At 39.2% G+C, this 20583-nt stretch carries 9 protein-coding genes; 8 read left to right on the top strand and 1 reads right to left on the bottom strand.

All coding sequences use genetic code 11. From position 1 onward, the window contains the following. Nucleotides 1-228 precede the first annotated feature (228 nt). From H6G97_RS52325 to H6G97_RS09700, 4 genes are all read left to right on the top strand, one after another. The gene (locus H6G97_RS52325) at nucleotides 229-438 is read left to right on the top strand and encodes a hypothetical protein (protein ID WP_242054871.1); all 210 of its coding nucleotides are present in this window, start codon (nucleotides 229-231) and stop codon (nucleotides 436-438) included. Between the two features lie 244 nt (nucleotides 439-682). Beyond that, nucleotides 683-1465: an iron-siderophore ABC transporter substrate-binding protein gene (locus tag H6G97_RS09690; RefSeq protein ID WP_338421645.1), complete on the top strand. Its 783-nt coding sequence runs from the start codon at nucleotides 683-685 to the stop codon at nucleotides 1463-1465. A gap of 36 nt (nucleotides 1466-1501) precedes the next feature. Next, nucleotides 1502-2380 (top strand): ferric iron reductase, encoded by an 879-nt coding sequence (locus tag H6G97_RS09695; protein WP_190940407.1) that lies wholly within the window; start codon nucleotides 1502-1504, stop codon nucleotides 2378-2380. Nucleotides 2381-2416: 36 nt separating this feature from the next. Beyond that, nucleotides 2417-3748 carry an MFS transporter gene (locus H6G97_RS09700; protein WP_190940408.1) on the top strand — a complete coding sequence of 444 codons (1332 nt, stop codon included), beginning with the start codon at nucleotides 2417-2419 and terminating at the stop codon, nucleotides 3746-3748. 251 nt (nucleotides 3749-3999) lie between these two features. Here the strand turns inward: H6G97_RS09700 and H6G97_RS09705 are convergent, their stop codons facing one another. Then, nucleotides 4000-6690, bottom strand: a complete 2691-nt coding sequence (locus H6G97_RS09705; RefSeq protein ID WP_242054872.1) for a TonB-dependent siderophore receptor — start codon at nucleotides 6688-6690, stop codon at nucleotides 4000-4002. Nucleotides 6691-7271: 581 nt separating this feature from the next. Between H6G97_RS09705 and H6G97_RS09710 the strand changes: the two genes are divergently transcribed. The 4 genes from H6G97_RS09710 (at nucleotide 7272) to H6G97_RS09725 (ending at nucleotide 20552) form a co-directional block, all read left to right on the top strand. Beyond that, nucleotides 7272-12647 carry a non-ribosomal peptide synthetase gene (locus H6G97_RS09710; protein WP_190940409.1) on the top strand — a complete coding sequence of 1792 codons (5376 nt, stop codon included), beginning with the start codon at nucleotides 7272-7274 and terminating at the stop codon, nucleotides 12645-12647. Nucleotides 12648-12712: 65 nt separating this feature from the next. Continuing rightward, nucleotides 12713-13579, top strand: coding sequence for a TauD/TfdA family dioxygenase (locus H6G97_RS09715; RefSeq protein WP_190940410.1), 867 nt, complete (start codon nucleotides 12713-12715; stop codon nucleotides 13577-13579). Nucleotides 13580-13643: 64 nt separating this feature from the next. After that, the gene (locus H6G97_RS09720; RefSeq protein ID WP_190940411.1) at nucleotides 13644-19628 is read left to right on the top strand and encodes a type I polyketide synthase; all 5985 of its coding nucleotides are present in this window, start codon (nucleotides 13644-13646) and stop codon (nucleotides 19626-19628) included. Between the two features lie 45 nt (nucleotides 19629-19673). Next, complete coding sequence (locus H6G97_RS09725; protein ID WP_190940412.1) at nucleotides 19674-20552, top strand: class I SAM-dependent methyltransferase; 879 nt, start codon at nucleotides 19674-19676, stop codon at nucleotides 20550-20552. The last annotated feature ends 31 nt before the right edge of the window (nucleotides 20553-20583 follow it).

Below are 20583 nucleotides of genomic sequence, written 5' to 3' on the forward strand. Positions count from 1 at the left end.
CATCAAGCTGTTAATCTAAATATTGGTAGAAAAGACTTCGCTTAGACGCTTGATAAATGTATAAAATTCTCAATTAAGATACCAAAAATTAAATGTAAAATAAAGCACATTTAACTTACTTAAATAAATAGATTTTTCGATTATAAGATAATGACAAGAGCAACCACAGCATTACCCAGAAACTGGAGTATACAAAAAATCTCGTCATTAGCAGGCCTGATTCTTGGAATGTTGCTCCTGCTAAATTTCTTAGTGTACAGTGCCATGCTGGGTACAACAAAAAACAAGATTCTGGAACCCCTTATCATCTTTGATGGTTCCTATGAACATTTAGTGGTTCAGACTGTCATATTACCGCGATCGCTCTCAGAGTGTCGTGTTGTTGCTGACCCAGTTGTCGGAACATCGATGTGTGTACTAATAAGAAAAAGTTATTAGAGGATGTCTGACTAGTTAATTTCCACAGTTATTGCTAAAGTACACAATGATAAATAAACGCTGGTATAAACAAATCAAATTATTCTTGATAATAACCCTGAATGTAATGCTCTTTAAGGGTTGCTATAATTTTTTGCCTCAACAAATATACTCATCAAATGTAAATTCAATAGTATCAGAATGCCGAAAAATTAAGCATGAGTTAGGAGAAAGCTGTATTCCTCTCAATCCCCAACGGATCATTGTGACTGACCAAGAAAGTTTAGAATCATTAGTGGCTTTGAACTTAAAACCAATAGCAACAACAATCTCAAACCGAGTTGGGAATAAAGCACGTATATTGAAGGATAAAATCGATGGTATTACTTATTTAGGCAAGGAAAGCCAGATAAACATCGAAAAGATTGTACAATTAAATCCTGATTTAATTTTAGGTTTTTCAATTAATCCTCAAGAATATAAATTGTTTTCTCAAATAGCCCCAACAATTTCAATAGTTTATACAGAAACTGGTTGGAAAGAAACTTTCAAACAGATAGCTGAAATAGTATATAAAAGTTACGAAGCAGAAAAAACACTAGAACAATATCAACAAAGGATTGAAAAATTAAAATTAGCTTTTGCTCAAAAACTTGGACAAAAAGAAGTTTCGGTAATGCGATTTTATACAGATATTCAATTCACTCAGTTTCTTAGCCAATTATCATTCCCTGTTAGTATTTTAGAGGAACTAAAACTATCTATTCCCCTTGCACAGCGTCAAGTTAGCAATTCAAATGTAAGTTATGAGAATGTTAGTTTAGAACGTGTAGACTTGCTAGAAGCAGATGCAATGTTTATAGCTTTAGACCCAGGTGCAGAAGAAAATTTTCAAAAATATAGCAATAGTCCTTTATGGCAAACGTTAGATGTAGTTAAAAAAAATAGGGTATACACTGTTGATTCTGGTTACTGGATTTTTGGCAGCGTCCTATCAGCAAATGCCATTTTAGATGACGTTGTTAAATATTTGTTAGAAGCCTCTTAAAGGGATATTAAGTTTGAGTTATAAGGAAGTTTAGAGATGCCAAAACCACTAATTATCCCTAATGAGTGTAATTTTATAGAAGAAATATTTACACATGCTCAACATACTTTAAATAGTTTCTACAGTGACTGCATGATCTTGACTCAGCCTCCTGATGGTGCTGAGGTCATCGCACTTAACGATTACTTACAACCAGAAAGGCTTATATCTGCTATAAAAGCAAGGTCTGAATACGAAAGAACTCAAGATATTCGCATTGCTGCATCTATCTGGAACAAAGTTTACAGCTGGACAACATTACCAGGTGTTTTAGCTTTGATGACTTGGGCGGGTGTAGGACTTGATGCTGCTGTTGAAAATATAAGTTTTGTTTTGGAAGACGGTCAACCAAAGGCAGTATGGTTTCACGATCTCAGCCGTACTGTAATTTATCCTAAGCGATCGCCTATCCCAATCCCCAAAAACTATCCAGGAAAAATAGTCAACAGCGTTGATGCTTTACACCAAGCCGTATTCACTGGCTTGTTTCAACAAAATTTAGCACCAATGATTGACCGCGTTCATAGTTTAACCAAACTCTCCAAAAAAACTATGTGGGGTAATGCGGTTAACGCGTCTGAAGGACAGTTTGCCGAACTTAGTAAGTGTACTAGCCCAGAAGCAATAGAAACAGATTACTCGGTCTTGTATGAACAACCTTACAGTTCAGTAATGCCGGGTCGTAATCCCCTTTACAATTTGGTACGCACCGAACAACTCAATGAACCGGGTTTACCTACCCAAGTTACAGTTCGACTTACTTGCTGCTTATATACTTTCATTCCTCCTTATGATGAAAAGTGTGCTAACTGCCCTCTTATAGAACCGCAGGAAAGAATTGCACTCATCAAAGAAGAGTTGACTGAAAATAGCTGAAATAACACTAATCTAACTATTGCAAAAATACTACAAATGCCACAACAACCAAACCCTGCCAGTATGCGTAATTTTATGATCGTCTGGGTTGGTCAGCTAGTATCTACTATCGGTAGCAGTATGACCAGTTTTGCGATTGAAATTTGGGCATGGGAAATTACAGGTAAAGCAACTACTATCGCTTTGGTCGGTTTTTTTAGTTTGCTTCCCAGTATTATTATTACACCCATTAGCGGTGTCATTGTAGACCGTTTTAATCGAAAACTATTAATGATGGTAGGTGACACAGTAGCAGTTTTGACTACTATTATTATTTTATTGCTGTATCTCACCAATCATTTGCAAATTTGGCACTTTTATCTTACGGGCGCTATCGTCGGGACTTTCAATCAATTTCAGTCTTTGGCATACTCGTCATCAGTATCGCTGATGATTCCTAAAAAACACTATACCCGCGCTAGTAGCCTAGAATTTCTGTCTAGTTATGGAAGCAATATAATTGCACCCGCGTTGGCTGGATATCTCTACACAGTGATTGGTTTTTTAGGAATTTGGTTGATTGATATATTTACTTTTACCATCGCAATTAGCAGCTTGTTGTTAGTAAGTATTCCTCAACCACTACCAACAACAGCGAATGAAAATGTAGCCCATATTTGGCGAGATTTAGGATTTGGTTGGCGCTACATTAATACCCAAAAAAGCTTACTGGCTCTGTTAGTAGTTAATTTATTATTTTGGCTTCCTCATGACATTGGTAATTCCCTATACTCACCGATGATTCTTTCAAGAACAAATAACAGTACTTTAGTGCTAGGTAGTTTAGCTTCTGCTGCTGGTTTTGGCGGCGTAATGGGAGCAATAGTTCTTAGCACTTGGGGTGGTTTTAAACGTAAAATTAAAGGCGTTTTATTGGGGATGATAGGTGCAGGTTTAAGCAAAATTTTCTTTGGTTTGGGTAGAACTCCTTGGGTTTGGATTCCTGCACAATTTTGCTCATCTTTCAATTTTCCTTTAAATGGGAGTTCGGATACTGCTATTTGGTTAGCTAAAGTACATCCTAATGTGCAAGGAAGAGTTTTTGCAGCGCGATCGCTACTTTTGCAGATAGCCTCTGCGGTGGGCTACTTAATAGCAGGGCCTTTGGCAGATAAGGTTTTTACACCTGCGTTAGAATCAGGGGGTGTTCTGGTTGGTATGTTCGGAGGATTACTTGGGACTGGTACTGGTGCAGGGATAGCCCTTTTATATGTAATTTGTGCTGTTTGGATGTTATTGGTTGGTTTGGTTGGGTTTTCTGTACGCGTGCTGCGGGATGTAGAAACTATTGTGCCAGACTATGATGCAGAATATAGTCAGTTGAAATAGTCGTTATGCTCAAAATCTTATTCACGCAAATAAATGAATAGATTTATATTATTTTGTGGACTTAGTACTCCTTTTCTCACTCAATCAATAATTCATTATGTTTTTCCCTCCAATGTTGTGCGGGTCTGAAATATATCACATTTTGGAATTAAGCGATAAATTTTAAAATAAAGCAGCCCTTCATTTACAGTAGGGCTGGCTTAAAACCTAATATGGCAAACTAATCGATCAAAAAATCCTTTTATCCTCTATTACAACTGCCAACCCAATGTAAATTTTATGGTGCGCGGTGCGCCAGGAAAAACCCGCAGGTCGCTTTCAGCTGCCTCAAAATATTCATTATCAAACAAGTTCTGGAAATTCAGAGCCGCTCTAAAGTTATTCCTGCTGTAAAACAAGGCTGCATCAGTGCGTACATAACTTGGTAAACTGAAGCTATTATTTAAATCTCCCTGTCTTTCTCCTACATAAAAAAGCCCTAAACCAAATCCTAAGCCTTGCAGATTACCTTGTTGAATATCGTACCTACTCCACAAACTAAAAGCGTGTTCTGGGACATTATTAATGCGGTTTCCTTCAGGAATCTTATTGTCTTCAGTTACTTGTGCATCGGTATAAGCATAGCCACCAATAATTCTCCATCCTGGTAAGATTTCACCTGTTATATCTAATTCAATACCCCGACTTCTTTGTTCTCCTGCCTGAAGTGAAGTTCTTCCACTCGCATCGCTTAAATCTGTAAAGAGAACGTTTGAGCGTGTAATTTGGTATAAAGCTAGAGTTGAAGAAAGATTATCTGTCCAATCTACTTTCATCCCCACTTCATACTGAGTACCTCGTTCTGGTACAAACAGTGTGTTGCTAGTTAAGTCCGTAACCTGTTGAAATGAACGGCTATAGTTAGCATAAAGAGACACTGCTTCACTCGGTTGATATACAATACCAACACGAGGACTAAATGCTTCATCCTGTTGAGAAGAAGCTCCGAGAGGATCTTCTAGTTCCTGCGTGACGATATCAAATCTTCCACCTAGAACCAATTTCAAGTTTTCTAACAAAGAAATTTGGTCTTGTAAATAAATTCCTAAACCTTGAGAGATTGTAGGTGCATCAGCAAATTCTTCAAGGTCTGCTCCAGCACTCTCGCGTCGATAAATGGGATTAAAGATATCTATGGGGTCAAGTTCTCGCAAGAAGTTTCTTCCTTCTTGGTAAGAAACATCTCTCGACAGATCAACACCAAATAACAGTTTGTGATCAATGCTTCCTGTTTTAAAATTTCCCACAATATTTGTATCTAAATTGTAGGCTTGTTGGGCAAATTCCGCAATGAACAAACCTCGTTCGAGAGTGTCCCCTAAAAGGGCTGATGGAAACAAAGAATTTTGTTCCACACTCAGGTATGAGAAATTAAAGTTATTGCGGAACTGCCAGTTTTCACTAAAACGATGCTCAAAATTGTAACCGATTCGTAGAGATTGGCGATTATTTTTGTCGATTTCATCAAAAGGCTCGCCGATAAAACGATTGATTGGTAATTTTCTATTATTTGGGTTAGGTAAGACTGTACCAACAGCAGGTAAACCCCGGTCATTGGGTTGCTTTTGATTTGAATACTCAGCCTCTAAAGTCAATTCGGTGTTCTTACCCATCAGCCAAGTCAAACTGGGAGCAATGAAGTAACGCTCTGTTTCAAAAAAATCAACAAATGTGTCTGTTGTGTATGCTGATGCGTTCAAGCGATACAGCAAAGTTCCGTCATCATTTAATGGCCCTGTAAAATCTATAGACCCACCGTAGGTATCAAAACTGCCGATAGTTCCCTCAATAAAGTAATAAGGGGTACTCTGAGGTTTTTTCGTGACAATATTAATCGTACCTCCAGCACCACCCTGACCAAATAGAACTGAAGCTGGCCCTCGCAGAACTTCTATCTGCTCGATATTCTCAATGTTTACGTTAGTTGTGATGTTAGTATCGTCTCTTAAACCGTTGCGGATAATGTTGCGGTTGCTAAAACCACGAATGGTAAATCCTTCAAAAGGAGAACGTTCTGAGTTATTTGATATAACACCTGGTGCATTTCGTAAAGCTTCATTCAAGCGCCTCACCTGCTGATCTTGCAGTACTTGTCGAGGAATCACTTGAATTGCTTGGGGTACATCACGCAGGAGAGTGTCTGTTTTAGTTGCGGTGCTGGCTGTAGGTACACGATACCCGTCTTGTTCACCTGTCACTACCAATTCAATCGGTTCATCACTCTCCGCAGTTGGTTGCTCTGGTGGTGTTTCACTGGTCGGTTGTTCTGGTGGCTGCGATCGCTCTGTTTCACTCGTCGGTTGTTCTGGTGGCTGCGATCGCTGTGTCGCTGAAGCAACAGGAGCAAGTTCAAAAACTAAACCTTCATCACTATCAAATAACTCTGCTGTTGGTAAACCCGCCTCACCCGTGACTGTTACTCGAACAGTATTAGCATCAGCTTGAGTGACACTCACAGACACAACCCCACTTGCCGGGTTAGCAATGCTAAAATCTTTACTTTCGGGCAGTTCTAGCACTGCATTGGGTATATCCGCTATAAAACTGTTGCCTTGATTACTATTGACTGGTTTGAGTGCTTCTGCGTTAGGACTTTCTAAAATAACTTCAATGCCTTTGTCTGTAGAATTTACCCTAACAGCCGTAACTTTAGTTATTGAGCTATCATTGCGTTGTCCGAGCAATTGTGTCGAATTGGTAGAGTGAGATTTTTGGCTATCAATAATAGATAGTTCTGTTGTATGCGTCCCTGCATGGGCTGGTTGTACCAAGCTGCCAATTACCGCTAATGCCAACCCTACCGAACGTATATCACTCATCAATCCAGACTTCATTCGTATTGCTCCTGAAACTAATCCTTTAAATAACAGGCTTTTAACTAACGGCTCTAATGGCATCTTCATACTCATCCTCACACCCAATGAAAAACGTCACATCGAAATGAATAACGCCATATTTTATCGATAGTACTTGACAGCATATCTATAATTTTTCTCAAGTTTAGCTGCAAAATATTTGCAGCTAACTTGGAAGTATTAGGAAACATTATCATAAGGAGTGGACGTAGGCAAGTATTTATTCAAACTTTCCCTGATCAGATAGCTCATTAGTATTGTCTGATAAAAAGCCTACTGTTTAAGGATCTGGCAACAATTTCTTATTCTTTTTAAGCAACAAAAATGAGAAAATTAATATTTTATCATCTACCCACAGATATACTTTGAACCTATCTCCATATTTATATTGTTACAAGATGATGATAAGCCTTATTGATAGAACCTAATAGTTGCTTGCTATTTTGACTAAGTTGATTTATGCTGCAAACAATTGACAATTAATAGCAATAGTTTGATATTATTGTTAAAAGCTAAAGATTAACGTAATACCAATGGGGCAGTATAAAGGCGTTTAATCCCTTTAAACAAGCTACTACTGCTAGTTAACTATAAGAATTCGCTCTGTGCATCAGGGCTTTGAAAGTACAATGACTCAATATGTCAACGATTTAGAAGAAATAATCTGTAAGTGTTCGACAGTGGTAGAACTACTGCGTTACAGGTCTATAGAACAAGCAAACACTGAGGCTTTTACCTTTCTGTACGATGGCGAAGCGCAAGCAACGACTTTAACTTATCAAGAGTTAGATCGGCACAGTAGAGCGATCGCATCTCAACTGCAAATATTAGGTTTAAGCGGTGAGCGTGCCTTATTGCTTTATCCACCGGGGATCGATTACTTACCAGCCTTCTTTGGGTGTCTATATGCTGGTCTGGTAGCAGTTCCAGCATATCCGCCACGCAACCAACGCAACACCCCCAGAATCTTGGCAATTTTGCAAGATTCACAAACAGCAGTAATCCTGACAACAACGGCCATCTTGGCTCAGTTGAAGTCTTTGCTTGCCGATAAATTTGATATAAACAATCTCCTCTGGCTAACTACCGACAACCTCACACCAGGTATAGAAGAAGGTTGGCAAGAGCCTGTTATCAATACAGATACTCTGGCGTTTTTGCAATACACTTCTGGTTCTACTGGCACACCCAAAGGTGTCATGGTCACTCATGGCAACTTACTACATAATGCTGAGGTGACACGCCAGTATATGGAGCATACATCTAGTAGTAAGTTTGTCACTTGGCTGCCTGTTTATCATGATATGGGACTGATTGGCGGCGTACTGCAACCTTTGTATGGCGGTTTTCCTTGTATTATGATGCCACCCGCAGCTTTTCTTCAACGTCCTTACCGTTGGTTACAGGCGATTTCTCGTTATAGAGGAACTACCAGTGGCGCTCCCAACTTCGCTTATGAACTTTGTATTGAAAAAGTTACGCCTGAACAACGCTCAAATCTAGATTTAAGCAGTTGGGATGTGGCTTTTAATGGCGCTGAACCAATTCGCCAAGAAACCTTAGAGCGTTTTGCAACTACCTTTGCTGAATGCGGTTTTCGTCGAGAAGCTTTTTATCCTTGTTACGGCATGGCAGAAACCACTTTGATGGTATCTGGTAGCGTCAAGTCTGCGTTAGTAAGAACCAAGCATGTATACAAAAACGCTTTAGAACACAATCATGTAATTGAAACTGTTACTAACAATGATAATAATTCAATAGTATTAGTCGGCTGTGGTCGCAGTGTGCCACAACAGCAGGTTGTAATTGTCAACCCAGAAACTTCAACTCGTTGTCAGGATAAAGAAGTAGGAGAAATATGGGTATCTGGCCCCAGTGTTGGCAAAGGTTATTGGAATCGTCAAGCAGAAACAGAACAGACTTTCCATGCCTTTTTGCAAGACACAGGGGAAGGGCCTTTTCTTTGCACAGGTGATTTAGGCTTTTTGGATAATGAGGAAGTCTTTATTACCGGTAGAGCCAAAGATTTAATTATTATTCGTGGTCGCAACCTTTACCCACAGGATATTGAACTGACCGCAGAACGTTCTCATCCATCATTACGTGCTGGTGGTAATGCAGCCTTCTGTGTAGAAGTTAATCATCAAGAACAATTGGTAGTCGTACAAGAATTAGAATTTCGTGCCAAACCAAATTTAGAAGAGGTTACAGCTGCAATTCGTCAAAGAGTAGCAGAAGAGCATGAAGTGCAAGTTTATGGGGTGGTTTTGATTAAACCAGGTAGTATTCCCAAGACTTCTAGTGGTAAAATTCAACGCCGTGCTACGAAAGCAGAGTTTTTGGCTGGTGAATTACAGATAATAAGTAGCAATATTACTCAAAGAATTAATTTTGTAGAAACCGAAAATAATCTCCAGCTAAATCGCATAACTCTTTTGTCGCTTACCCCGAATGAGTCTCAACTATTATTAGAGTCTTATCTAGTTGAACAAGTAGCGCGAGTGTTGAAAATAACACCCATGCAAATAGATAGTAAGCAAGCTTTAAGTAGCTTAGGATTTGACTCTTTAAGAGTTTTTGAGCTAAAAAACCTAATTGAAAGCCATTTAGAAGTCGCTGTGTCCGTAGCAGACTTTTTTGAAGGTTTGAGTATTCAAGGATTGGCAACAAAGATCCTGGCTGAAATTACAGCGGGTGATGTGCCATTAATAACTTTGACTAAAGTTGAGAAAAGCACTGACTATCATCCTTTATCTTTTTCGCAGCAGGGACTGTGGTTTATTCATCAGTTAGCACCTGACACTCCTGCTTACAACATTCCTATTGTTATTAATTTAACAGGAAAGATAAACATAGCTGCACTGAGACAAAGCCTCAGCGAAATTATCCAACGTCATGAAGTCTTGCGAACTAAGTTTGTATTAGTTGATGGTCAACCCGTTGAGGTAATTAATCCGACTGTTAGCTTTAGCTTACCGATAGAAGATTTGCGGGAGTTGTCAGAGGATAATGCGGTAGTTGCAGCACAAAGTCTAACGACAGAGTTAGCTCAATATCAGTTTGACTTGTCTTGTCAACCACTATTGTGTGGCTTGCTACTACGCTTGACAGATAATGAATACAGGTTGCTGATTACCTTCCATCATATAGTTTCAGATGGCTGGTCTGTTGGGGTGTTCATTCGAGAATTAGCAGCGCTATATGATGCATTTGCTAATGGGAAACTCTCTCCACTCCCTGAACTGCCTGTTCAATATGTAGATTTTGCTTATTGGCAACGAAATAATTTACATTCTGAGCGCATTCAAACCCTACTTACATACTGGAAACAGCGATTAGGTGGTAAGCTGCCTATATTAGATTTACCTTGCGATCATCCGCGTAGACGCGGAGCGGCTTGTCGCAAGACATCGCCTGTACAAACCTTCAACGGTGCTAAAGTCCAACTATCCTTACCCAAAAATCTTACAGACTCATTAAAGCAACTGAGCCATCAAGAAGGCACAACTCTATTTATGACCCTGTTGGCGGTGTTCAAAACGTTGTTGTACCGCTACACAGGACAAACAGACATCTTAGTAGGTTCGCCAGTTGCTAATCGTAACTCTGTTGAAGTTGAATCATTAATAGGATTATTTGTCAATGTTTTAGTGTTGCGTACTGATTTATCTGAGCAACCTACTTTTAGAGAATTACTCGCACGAGTCAAATCCACAGCTTTAGAAGCATATATTCATCAAGACTTACCTTTTGATAAGTTAGTAGAAGAACTACAGCCTGAACGCGATCTCAGTCATAACCCCCTATTTCAGGTGATGTTTGTTCTTCAGAATGTGGCGATCGCTACACCAAAGTTATCAGATGTTTCTCTAACTTTCGCGGAGGGTGATAACGGCTCGGCTAAGTTCGACTTAACTCTGTTCATGGAAGACAGAGAACAGGGATTAGTTGCAACATTGGAGTACAACACAGATTTATTTAACACCGATACTATCCATCGGATGCTAGGACATTTCCAGACATTACTAGAAAGTGTAGTTAGCAAACTCGATACTAAAATTGCAGAATTGTCGTTGTTAACAGAAGTTGAAAGACATCAGTTACTTATTGAATGGAATGATACTAAGAGAGACTACCCGCAAAACCAGTGTATACACCAACTATTTGAGCAGCAAGTAGAACATACACCAGATGCGATCGCTCTCATCTTTGGAAATCAAAAACTTACCTATCGAGAGTTAAACGAACGTGCCAACAAAGTTGCTCGCTATCTCAAAACTCTGGGTGTAAAACCAGACGTATTGGTGGGTATCTGCATGGAACGTTCTTTAGAGATGGTAATTGGGATATTAGCAATTATTAAAGCAGGTGGTGCTTATGTACCTTTAGATCCTACTTATCCCAAAGAGCGTTTAGCATTCATGCTGGGAGATGCTCAAGTGTCGATGCTGTTAGTGCAACCACATCTAGTCCCAGAACTACCGCCACATCAAGCACAAGTAGTATGTCTAGACTCCGACGCTCAAGAGTTTGCTGCTTACAGCCTTGAAAACCCAACTAGTGAAGTTACAACAGAAAACCTAGCTTATGTAATTTACACCTCCGGTTCCACAGGAAAACCCAAGGGTGCAATGAACACTCACAAAGGTTTATGCAACCGCTTACTGTGGATGCAAGATACATATCAACTCACAGCAACCGACAAAGTTTTACAGAAAACACCATTCAGCTTTGATGTCTCTGTTTGGGAATTCTTCTGGCCTTTATTGACAGGTGCGAGTTTAGTTCTAGCCAAACCAGGTGGACATCAAGATAGCCGTTATTTAGTTCAACTAATTGCCCAAGAAAAAATTACGACGCTTCACTTTGTTCCTTCAATGTTGCAAGTATTTCTAGAAGAAATAGAACTAGAGAAATGTGGTAGTATTAAACAGGTGATTTGTAGCGGCGAAGCGCTATCTTTTGACCTACAAGAACGTTTCTTTGAAAGATTAAACGCCGAATTACACAACCTCTATGGCCCAACCGAAGCGGCAATAGATGTAACTTATTGGGCTTGTCAACCTAATAGTAATGAGAAAATAGTTCCCATTGGCCGTCCGATAGCCAATACACAGATATATATCTTAGATAAACATTTACAACCTGTTCCCATTGGTGTAAGTGGTGAGTTACATATTGGTGGTGTAGGATTGGCGCGTGGTTATTGGAATAAACTTGAATTGACTCAAGAAAAGTTTATTTGTAGTCCATTTCAATCAGGACAGTTTTTATACAAAACAGGTGATTTAGCGTGTTATCGTTCTGATGGAAATGTTGAATATTTAGGCAGAATTGACCACCAAGTTAAAATTCGTGGTTTCCGCATTGAACTAGGAGAAATTGAAGCAGTCTTAAGACAACATCCAAAAGTAAGAGAAACGGTAGTAATAGCTAGAGAAGATATCCCAAAAAATCAGCGCTTGGTAGCTTATGTAGTTCCCGATTCAGAAATGACATTTGCTTTGCATGAATTACGCGATTATCTCAAGGATCAACTACCTGATTATATGGTGCCTTCTGTTTTTGTGGAGTTAAAAACATTACCACTTTCACCTAATGGTAAAATAGACCGCCATGCCTTACCTGTACTAGACATTCAACGCCCTGATTTAAAAGAGGCTTATGAAGCACCAAATTCTGAAGTAGAAAGAGCGATCGCTAAAATTTGGCTTGAGATATTACACTTAGAACAAGTGGGTATTAATGATAATTTTTTTGATTTGGGTGGTAATTCGTTATTAATGGTTCAGGTTAATTATAAATTACGAGAAGTTCTACACAGTGAGATTTCAGTTGTAGAAATGTTCCAGAACCCAACTATCAAATCTTTGGCTAAGTATATAAATATAAGTTCAAAAGAAACATCAGCTTTTGAATCTTTAAATAACCGCATTCAAAAGCAAAGAGAAGCTGTAAATAGACAAAAAAGCTTGATGAAACGCGGCAGAAATCTAAATAACTAACTATTGTACTGATGCCATAAATACCAATTAATACCAATTACTTAAATTAGGGAATAAAGACTATAATGTTTGAAATTGATACATTATCAATCAGCAGTGCAAAAATAATTCATAACAATACTTCGCAATCAATTTTGCAACTGCCTGTACAAGAAACTTTAGACTACTTTAAATCAAATGGTGTTTTATTATTTCGAGGATTTAGTGTTAACTATGAACAGATGAAGGCATTTGCCGAAAAATTCAGTTCAAGATTTATCTTAGATAAAGATAGACCAGTAGTTGATCCACGCAATAAATATGTCACTTTAGTAGACCCAGGGATGCACTATGTTAGCCCCCATTGCGAGAATGCAAATTCTCCATTTCGTCCTGATGTGATCTGGTTTTGCTGTGGTGTACCAGCTTCTCAAGGCGGTGAAACTTTATATTGGGATGGTGTACAAGTTTGGCAAGAATTAGATGAAGAATTGCGACAATTATTTATTGCTAAAAAAATCAAATTCTTCCAAAAATTTCCGGCTGCTGACTGGAAGCGCTTTTTGGGAGTTGGCGCTACTCTAGTTGATGTCAAACGCACTCTCAATGGTATTCCTGGATTAACTTACAAAATTAATGAAGACCAGTCTATTTCTATAGAATATGTTTGCTCGGCTGTAGTCAAAACAAAATATGGTCATCAAGACGCATTTGCTAATAGTCTAATTGCTGAATACAAAAATCCTAGAGGAGCCGTCACTTTTGATGATGCTTCACCTATCCCATCAACAGTTATCAACCAAATTCAGCAAGTGATGAATAACTTAACTGAGGTGATACCCTGGCAAGGTGGCGATTTAGTGATGATAGATAATTCTAGATTTCTGCACGGTCGCCGCTCATTTACTGATATAAAACGCAGAATTTACTCTCTCCTCAGTTACATGAAATAATCGAAAAGTCTCTCTAAGCTTCTGCGTTAAAAAAATTATTTTAAACCAACCCAAGTAAGAAAAGATGGGTAGTACAGCATCTGAAACATCAATGGAAGGAATAGCAATTATTGGCATATCAGGACGTTTCCCTGGAGCTAATAACGTTAAAGATTTTTGGCACAATTTACAAGCGGGAATAGAATCAATTTCTCAGCTTACAGATGAAGAGTTATTATTAGCAGGTGTTGCTCCTAGCTGTGTGGATGATAGTAACTATGTCAAAGCAACCGGTGTTTTAGAAGATATTGATTTATTTGATGCTGCATTTTTTGACTTTAATCCTAAAGAAGCGGAAATTACAGATCCACAACACCGTTTATTTTTAGAGTGTGCTTGGGAAGCATTGGAAAGTGCTGGTTATGACTCTAATAGATGTGAAAGTCGGATAGGAGTTTATGCTGGTGCTAGTTTAAATAATTATTTATCCTTTGACTTAAATGCTGACAAATTTGGCTCGGCACAGTCTTATCAAAAATTAATTGGTAATGATAAAGATTTTCTGTCTACCCGTGTCTCTTACAAATTAAATTTAACTGGCCCAAGTCTGACTGTTCAAACAGCTTGTTCTACTTCATTAGTAGCAATAAACTTGGCTTGTCAAAGTTTAATTAATTATCAATGTGATATGGCTTTGGCAGGAGGGGTTTCGATTCGAGTTCCTCACAAAACTGGTTATTTGTATCAACCAGGAGGAACTTTATCTCCTGATGGCCATTGTCGTGCTTTTGATGCTCAAGCCCAAGGTACAACTGTTGGTAATGGTGTAGGGGTTGTTTTACTCAAACGGCTAGAAGATGCGATCGCCGATGGTGATCACATCTATGCAGTCATTAAAGGTTGGGCTACCAACAACGATGGTTCACTGAAAGTTGGTTATACAGCGCCTAGCATTGATGGGCAAGCAGAAGCGATCGCCGAAGCCATTATGTTAGCCGACGTTGAACCGGAAACCATCAGCTATATTGAAGCGCATGGTACTGGTACAACTTTAGGCGATCCGATTGAAATTGCGGCTTTAACCAAAGTTTTTCGCTCTAGTACAGACAAAAAAGGTTTTTGTGCGATCGGTTCTGTCAAAACAAATATTGGTCATTTAGATGCAGCCTCTGGAGTCACAGGACTAATCAAGACAGCTTTAGCCCTAAAAAATCAACAAATACCACCCAGCTTGAATTTTGAACAACCCAATCCCCAAATTGATTTTGACAATAGTCCTTTTTACGTCAATACAAAACTAACCCAATGGAAACAAGAACTATCTCCGCGTCGCGCGGGTGTTAGTTCTTTGGGAATGGGGGGAACGAATGCTCATGTTGTTCTTGAAGAAGCACCAGTTATTGAGCAGGGGTGCAGGGGTGCAGGGGCGCAGGGGAGAAAATATAATCTGTTAGTCATCTCTGCCAAGACGGAATTTGCATTAGAAACTGCTACTGATAATCTAGCTCAACATCTTATACAACATCCTGAGCTAAATCTGGCGGATGTTGCTTATACCTTGCAAGTAGGGCGTAAAGAGTTTAATCATCGTCGTATCTTGGTGTGTGAGAATATTCAAGATGCGGTCAGTGCGTTAGAAAATAGAGCTTCTCAACGCGTTTTTACTCACTACCAAGAACCATGCGATCGCCCGATTACCTTCATGTTTCCTGGGCAAGGTAGTCAGTATGTCAACATGGGCAAGGAACTCTATCAAACAGAGTCAGTCTTTCGTCAAGCTGTAGACCGTTGCTGTTTGATACTTCAGCCTCTATTGAGTCTAGATTTACGTACAGTCATCTATCCCCAAGAGTCTGACACAGAAACAGCACAAGAAAAGCTCACGCAAACATCCCTAACCCAGCCAGCATTATTTGTCATCGAGTATGCCTTGGCGCAGTTGTGGATGTGGTGGGGCATTTCTCCCAGTGCAATGATTGGTCATAGCATCGGCGAATATGTGGCTGCTTGTCTTGCTGGTGTGATGTCCATAGAAGACGCATTAACTCTTGTTGCCATGCGTGGGCGACTCATGCAGCAATTGCCAAGCGGGAGTATGCTATCGATTCCTCTCTCAGAAGTAGAAGTCAAACCTTTACTAAATGAAAACTTATCTATAGCTGCCAATAATTCCCCTTCTTCTTGTGTAGTGTCAGGAACTCATGCCGCTATAGATGCACTTTCTGAGCAACTAATTGCTCAAGGAATAGAATGCCGTCGCCTGTATACTTCCCATGCTTTCCATTCTCAGATGATGGAACCGATTTTACAGGCGTTTATTGCGGAAGTTAAGAAAATTACTTTAAATTCACCGCAAATTCCCTTTATCTCCAATCTCACCGGAACTTGGATATCGGCACAGGAAGCTACAGATCCGCATTACTGGGCAACTCATTTACGACAAACAGTGCGGTTTGCAGATGGTATCTCTGTGTTACTGCAAGAGCCAAACCGCATTCTCTTAGAAGTAGGGGCGGGGCGGACGTTGTGTACCTTTGTCAAACAACAAGCCGGAGTAACTCAGCAGCCGATACTGTCTTCATTACGACATCCTAAAGAAGAACAAGCAGATACAGCGTTCTTGCTCAATACACTTGGTCGCCTCTGGTTTTTCGAAGTTGTAGTAGATTGGTCTAACTTTAATACTTCTGAGCGCCGTTATCGCATCCCGCTACCGACGTATCCTTTTGAACGTCAGCGTTATTGGATAGAACCTCAGAAAAAATCTAGTGAATCTCTGGCTGCTAACAAGAAAAAGCCCGACATAGCAGACTGGTTTTACCTACCTATTTGGAAACAAGCAATTGCTCCCCAACCTGTAAAATCTGAAAAACAGGTCTTGGTATTTGCTGATACTTATCAAGTAGGTTCACAAATAGTCAAACGTTTAGAAAGTGAAGGGCAAAATGTTATTACTGTCTGGCAGGGAGAGCAGTTTGGCAAATTAAGTGAAAGGGAATATACCATCAATCCCAGTCAGTCTGATGATTATGATGCTCTAATCGAAGAATTGCAATTTTTTGGGCAAATTCCAGATGTAATTCTACATTTATGGAGTATCACACCAACTGAACAAACAATATCAGGAATTGAGTTATTTGAGAATTGCCAAAACCCAGGTTTCTATAGCTTGTTATTTTTGGCACAGTCTCTGAGTAAACAAAATATTACTCAAATTGTAGATATTTTGGTCGTTACCAATGATATATACGATGTGACAGGGCTGGAAAAATTAAATCCAGAGAAAGCAACTGTTTTAGGAATGTGTAAAACAATTCCGCAAGAGTATGCCAATATTTGCTGTCGCAGCATTGATATTGTGCTTCCTCTGGCTGGAACTGTTGCAGAAAGCCAACTGTTAGACCAACTTTTAGCTGAGTTAAATGCTAAAGAATTTGAGAGTGCGATCGCTTATCGTGGGCATCATCGTTGGGTACAATCTTATGAACCATTACGGCTAGATAACGACCAACCGCCCAAGTTGCGACAAGAAGGAGTCTATCTAATTACTGGTGGTTTAGGTGGTATCGGTTTAGAAATTGCTGAGTATTTAGCTCAGACAGTCAAAGCGAAACTAGTACTGATTAGCTCTTCGGCTTTCCCTAGCACAGATGAATGGCAGCAATGGCTGGAAACACACGACGAACAAGATAAATTCAGCAGTAAGATTCAGAAATTACAAGCACTAGAACAACTGGGTGCAGAGATTATAGTCCTAAACGCTGATGTAGCCAATTTAGCCCAAATGCAAGCGGTTATTACTCAGGTTGTAGACCGTTTTAGTCAGATAAATGGTGTCATTCATGCTGCTGGAATTAAGCTGTTTAAAACAGTTCAAGAGATAACTAGAAACGAATGCGAACAACAGATCAGAGCTAATGGTCATGGACTGTTTATTTTAGAAACAGCATTGCAAGGAATAAACCTTGACTTCTGTGTCTTGATATCTTCCTTATCATCTGTTTTAGGTGCATTAGGAATGGCAGCGTATCCAGCAGCCCATCACTTCACCGATGCCTTTGTTCACAAGCACAACCAGACAAGCTCTACACCTTGGATTAGTGTGAATTGGGATAACTGGTTAACCAGTCAATTAGCTACAGAGTTGGTGACAAAACCAGAAATTTCTACTGAATTGTTCATGAGCAATCATGAAGGGGTTGAGGTATTTCAACAAGTCTTATCTATAACTAAAGTTAATCAGATAGTTGTTTCAACAACTGATTTACAAGCCAGAATTGAACAGTGGATTAAGCCTTCAGCAATTATTAATCAACCTAATTCACTAACATTGCACTCCAGACCATTCTTGCAGAATAGTTATATTGCTCCTAGAAATGAAATAGAGCAAACCATTGCTAATATCTGGCAAGAAATTCTAGGTATTGAACCGATAGGTATTGAAGATAACTTTTTAGAATTAGGGGGGGATTCGCTTCTCAGTATTCAGATTACCGCTAGAGCCAACAAAGCAGGATTGCGGTTTACTAATCAGCATTTGTTTGAATACCCAACTATTGGACAATTAGCAGAAATAGCAGGCAGAACTCAGACTGTCTTCAGTGAACAGGGATTAGTGGAAGGAGAACTACCCCTAACACCGATTCAGCACTGGTTTTTTGAGCAGAATTTAGTTGATGCACACCACTGGAATCAAACAGTTGTGTTAGAAGTGCAACAATCTCTGAACCTGGTGTTCTTGGAACAAGTGATTCAGCATTTACTGATTCATCATGATGCTTTACGTCTGCGTTTTAGAGAAGAAGGATCAGGTTGGCAACAAATAAATGCTAGTTCTGATGAAGTTGTACCGTTTGAACAAATAGATTTATCAAGACTGTTACCGCAACAGCAAGAACAGGCGTTTGAGGCAGCTGCTATGAAAATACAAGCGAGTCTCAATCTGACTTCTGGCCCAATTGTGCGGATTGCCTTATTTGATTTTGGAACCCATCAACCAAGCCGGATACTGTTGGCGGTTCACCATTTGGCCATTGATGTTGGTTCTTGGCGAATTTTGCTAGAAGATTTGGAGACTGCATACCAACAACTAAGCCAAGGACAAGCAATTAAGCTACAGTCGAAGACGACTTCATTTAAACAGTGGGCTTTGCGGCTAACTGAGTACGCCCAGTCAATTGAATTACAAAGAGAACAGGTTTATTGGTTAGCAGCTGAACGTGAATGGTTATTACCTTTGCCAGTAGATTATGCGGATGGTGCTAATACTGTAGAATCGGCTGATACTATTTCTGTAATCTTGAGTGTTGAAGAAACGCAAGCATTACAGGAAGAAATTGCTGCCATATATCGAGCCCAAACGGATGATGTGTTACTTGCTGGTTTAGCACAAGCATTTAGTAAATGGACTGGTAAGCAATCATTGCTGGTTGACTTAGAGGGAAATGGCAGAGATGTAATTTTCGATGATATTGATTTATCCCGTACAGTAGGCTGGTTTACCAATATCGCCCCCATGTTATTGGAAATTGGGGAGACTGAAGAAACTGGGGAAATCTTAAAGCAGGTGAAAGAGCAAATTCGTAGTTTCCCAAATCAGGGTTTGGGTTATGGTGTTTTACGCTATTTGAGTGGCGATGAGATTATTACCGAAAAATTGCGATCGCGTCAGCGAGCCGGAGGCTTCTCGCTACAACAAGCAGAGGTACTTTTCCTTTACCTTGGCAACTACGAGCAAACTGTACCTGAGTCTTCTTTATTCACGCCAAAATCTAGCGGTTTGTCTCGCAGTTCACGCGCACAACGCAGCCATCTCATAGAAATTAATGCCTTGATAGTCCAAGAACAACTCAAAATCGATTGGATTTACAGCCAAAACATCCATCAACGGCAGACTATCGAGAGTTTAGCTCAAGATTTTAAAACAGCATTACTTTCTCTAATTACTGGTAGTCAGTCTTCTACAGTGCCAAACTATACGCCTTCAGACTTTACTGAATTTGAATCTAGCCAATGGAATCAAGACGACATTAACAATATTTTGGCAGCCATTAATCAAGTTACAAGTTAAATAAATCGGAACGTGTAAACCATAATATTGATAGAGCCAATCACGATGTTATTAGCCAAAAATTCAACTCCTTTTTTCCAAAAATTGCAGCATCAAATTATGTCATTCCTCTACCGGAATGACTTACAAAAATTATTACCCCTTTATAGTAGTAAATGGAACCCTCATTTATTTGGTCAGCATTACCAAGAGCATTTTGCACCACTGAGAAATAAAAATTTAAAAATTTTAGAAATTGGTGTAGGAGGTTATGAAGACCCTTATTCTGGTGGTGATTCCTTGAAAATATGGAAGCAGTATTTTCCCAACAGTATGATTTATGGGATGGATATTGTAGATAAAAAGGTTTTGGAGGAAGACCGCATTAAAATTTTTCAAGGTAGCCAAGAGGATGAAATCTTTCTCAATAAAGTTGTAGCTGAAACTGGTAAATTTGATATTATTATTGATGATGGTAGTCATCGTAATGACCATGTAATTAAAACATTTAAAATTTTGTTTCCAGAATTGAATAATGGCGGAATCTATGTAGTAGAGGATACGCATACATCTTATATACCAAGTTACGATAATTGGTCAAAGTTCTGCAAGGATGATGTTGCTCCTCATTGGGCAGAATATGGTGGCAGTCTGGATTTGTATGACCAAAAGACTATGATGAATTTCTTCAAAAGACTAGTTGATTGCTTGAGCCACCAAGAATTTATTCATCCAGGGTACACTCCTAACTATTTTGATAAGCATATTGTCGGAATACATTTTTACCGCAATCAAGTTTTTATCTATAAAGGAGATAACACAGCACCAGGTAATGTAGTTGAAAACAACACTTTAAGACCTGAATTTTTAAAAGAAATAGGTATAGATTCATTAGCAGATTTGGGGTTAAAATTTCCTGCTATCGATGATCCAACAAACCTGTAAAAATATATTCAGCAACTCTGTTAAAAGCATC

The sequence above is a fragment of the Nostoc flagelliforme FACHB-838 genome, from assembly GCF_014698065.1.
GTDB lineage: Bacteria > Cyanobacteriota > Cyanobacteriia > Cyanobacteriales > Nostocaceae > Nostoc > Nostoc flagelliforme_B.

Bases quoted from the DNA above. Each gene is read 5' to 3' on its own strand.
- H6G97_RS52325 (WP_242054871.1), top strand. From the start codon at position 229: ATGTTGCTCCTGCTAAATTTCTTAGTGTACAGTGCCATGCTGGGTACA.
- H6G97_RS09695 (WP_190940407.1), top strand. From the start codon at position 1,502: ATGCCAAAACCACTAATTATCCCTAATGAGTGTAATTTTATAGAAGAA.
- H6G97_RS09700 (WP_190940408.1), top strand. From the start codon at position 2,417: ATGCCACAACAACCAAACCCTGCCAGTATGCGTAATTTTATGATCGTC.
- H6G97_RS09705 (WP_242054872.1), bottom strand. From the start codon at position 6,690: ATGAAGATGCCATTAGAGCCGTTAGTTAAAAGCCTGTTATTTAAAGGA.
- H6G97_RS09710 (WP_190940409.1), top strand. From the start codon at position 7,272: ATGACTCAATATGTCAACGATTTAGAAGAAATAATCTGTAAGTGTTCG.
- H6G97_RS09715 (WP_190940410.1), top strand. From the start codon at position 12,713: ATGTTTGAAATTGATACATTATCAATCAGCAGTGCAAAAATAATTCAT.
- H6G97_RS09720 (WP_190940411.1), top strand. From the start codon at position 13,644: ATGGGTAGTACAGCATCTGAAACATCAATGGAAGGAATAGCAATTATT.
- H6G97_RS09725 (WP_190940412.1), top strand. From the start codon at position 19,674: ATGTTATTAGCCAAAAATTCAACTCCTTTTTTCCAAAAATTGCAGCAT.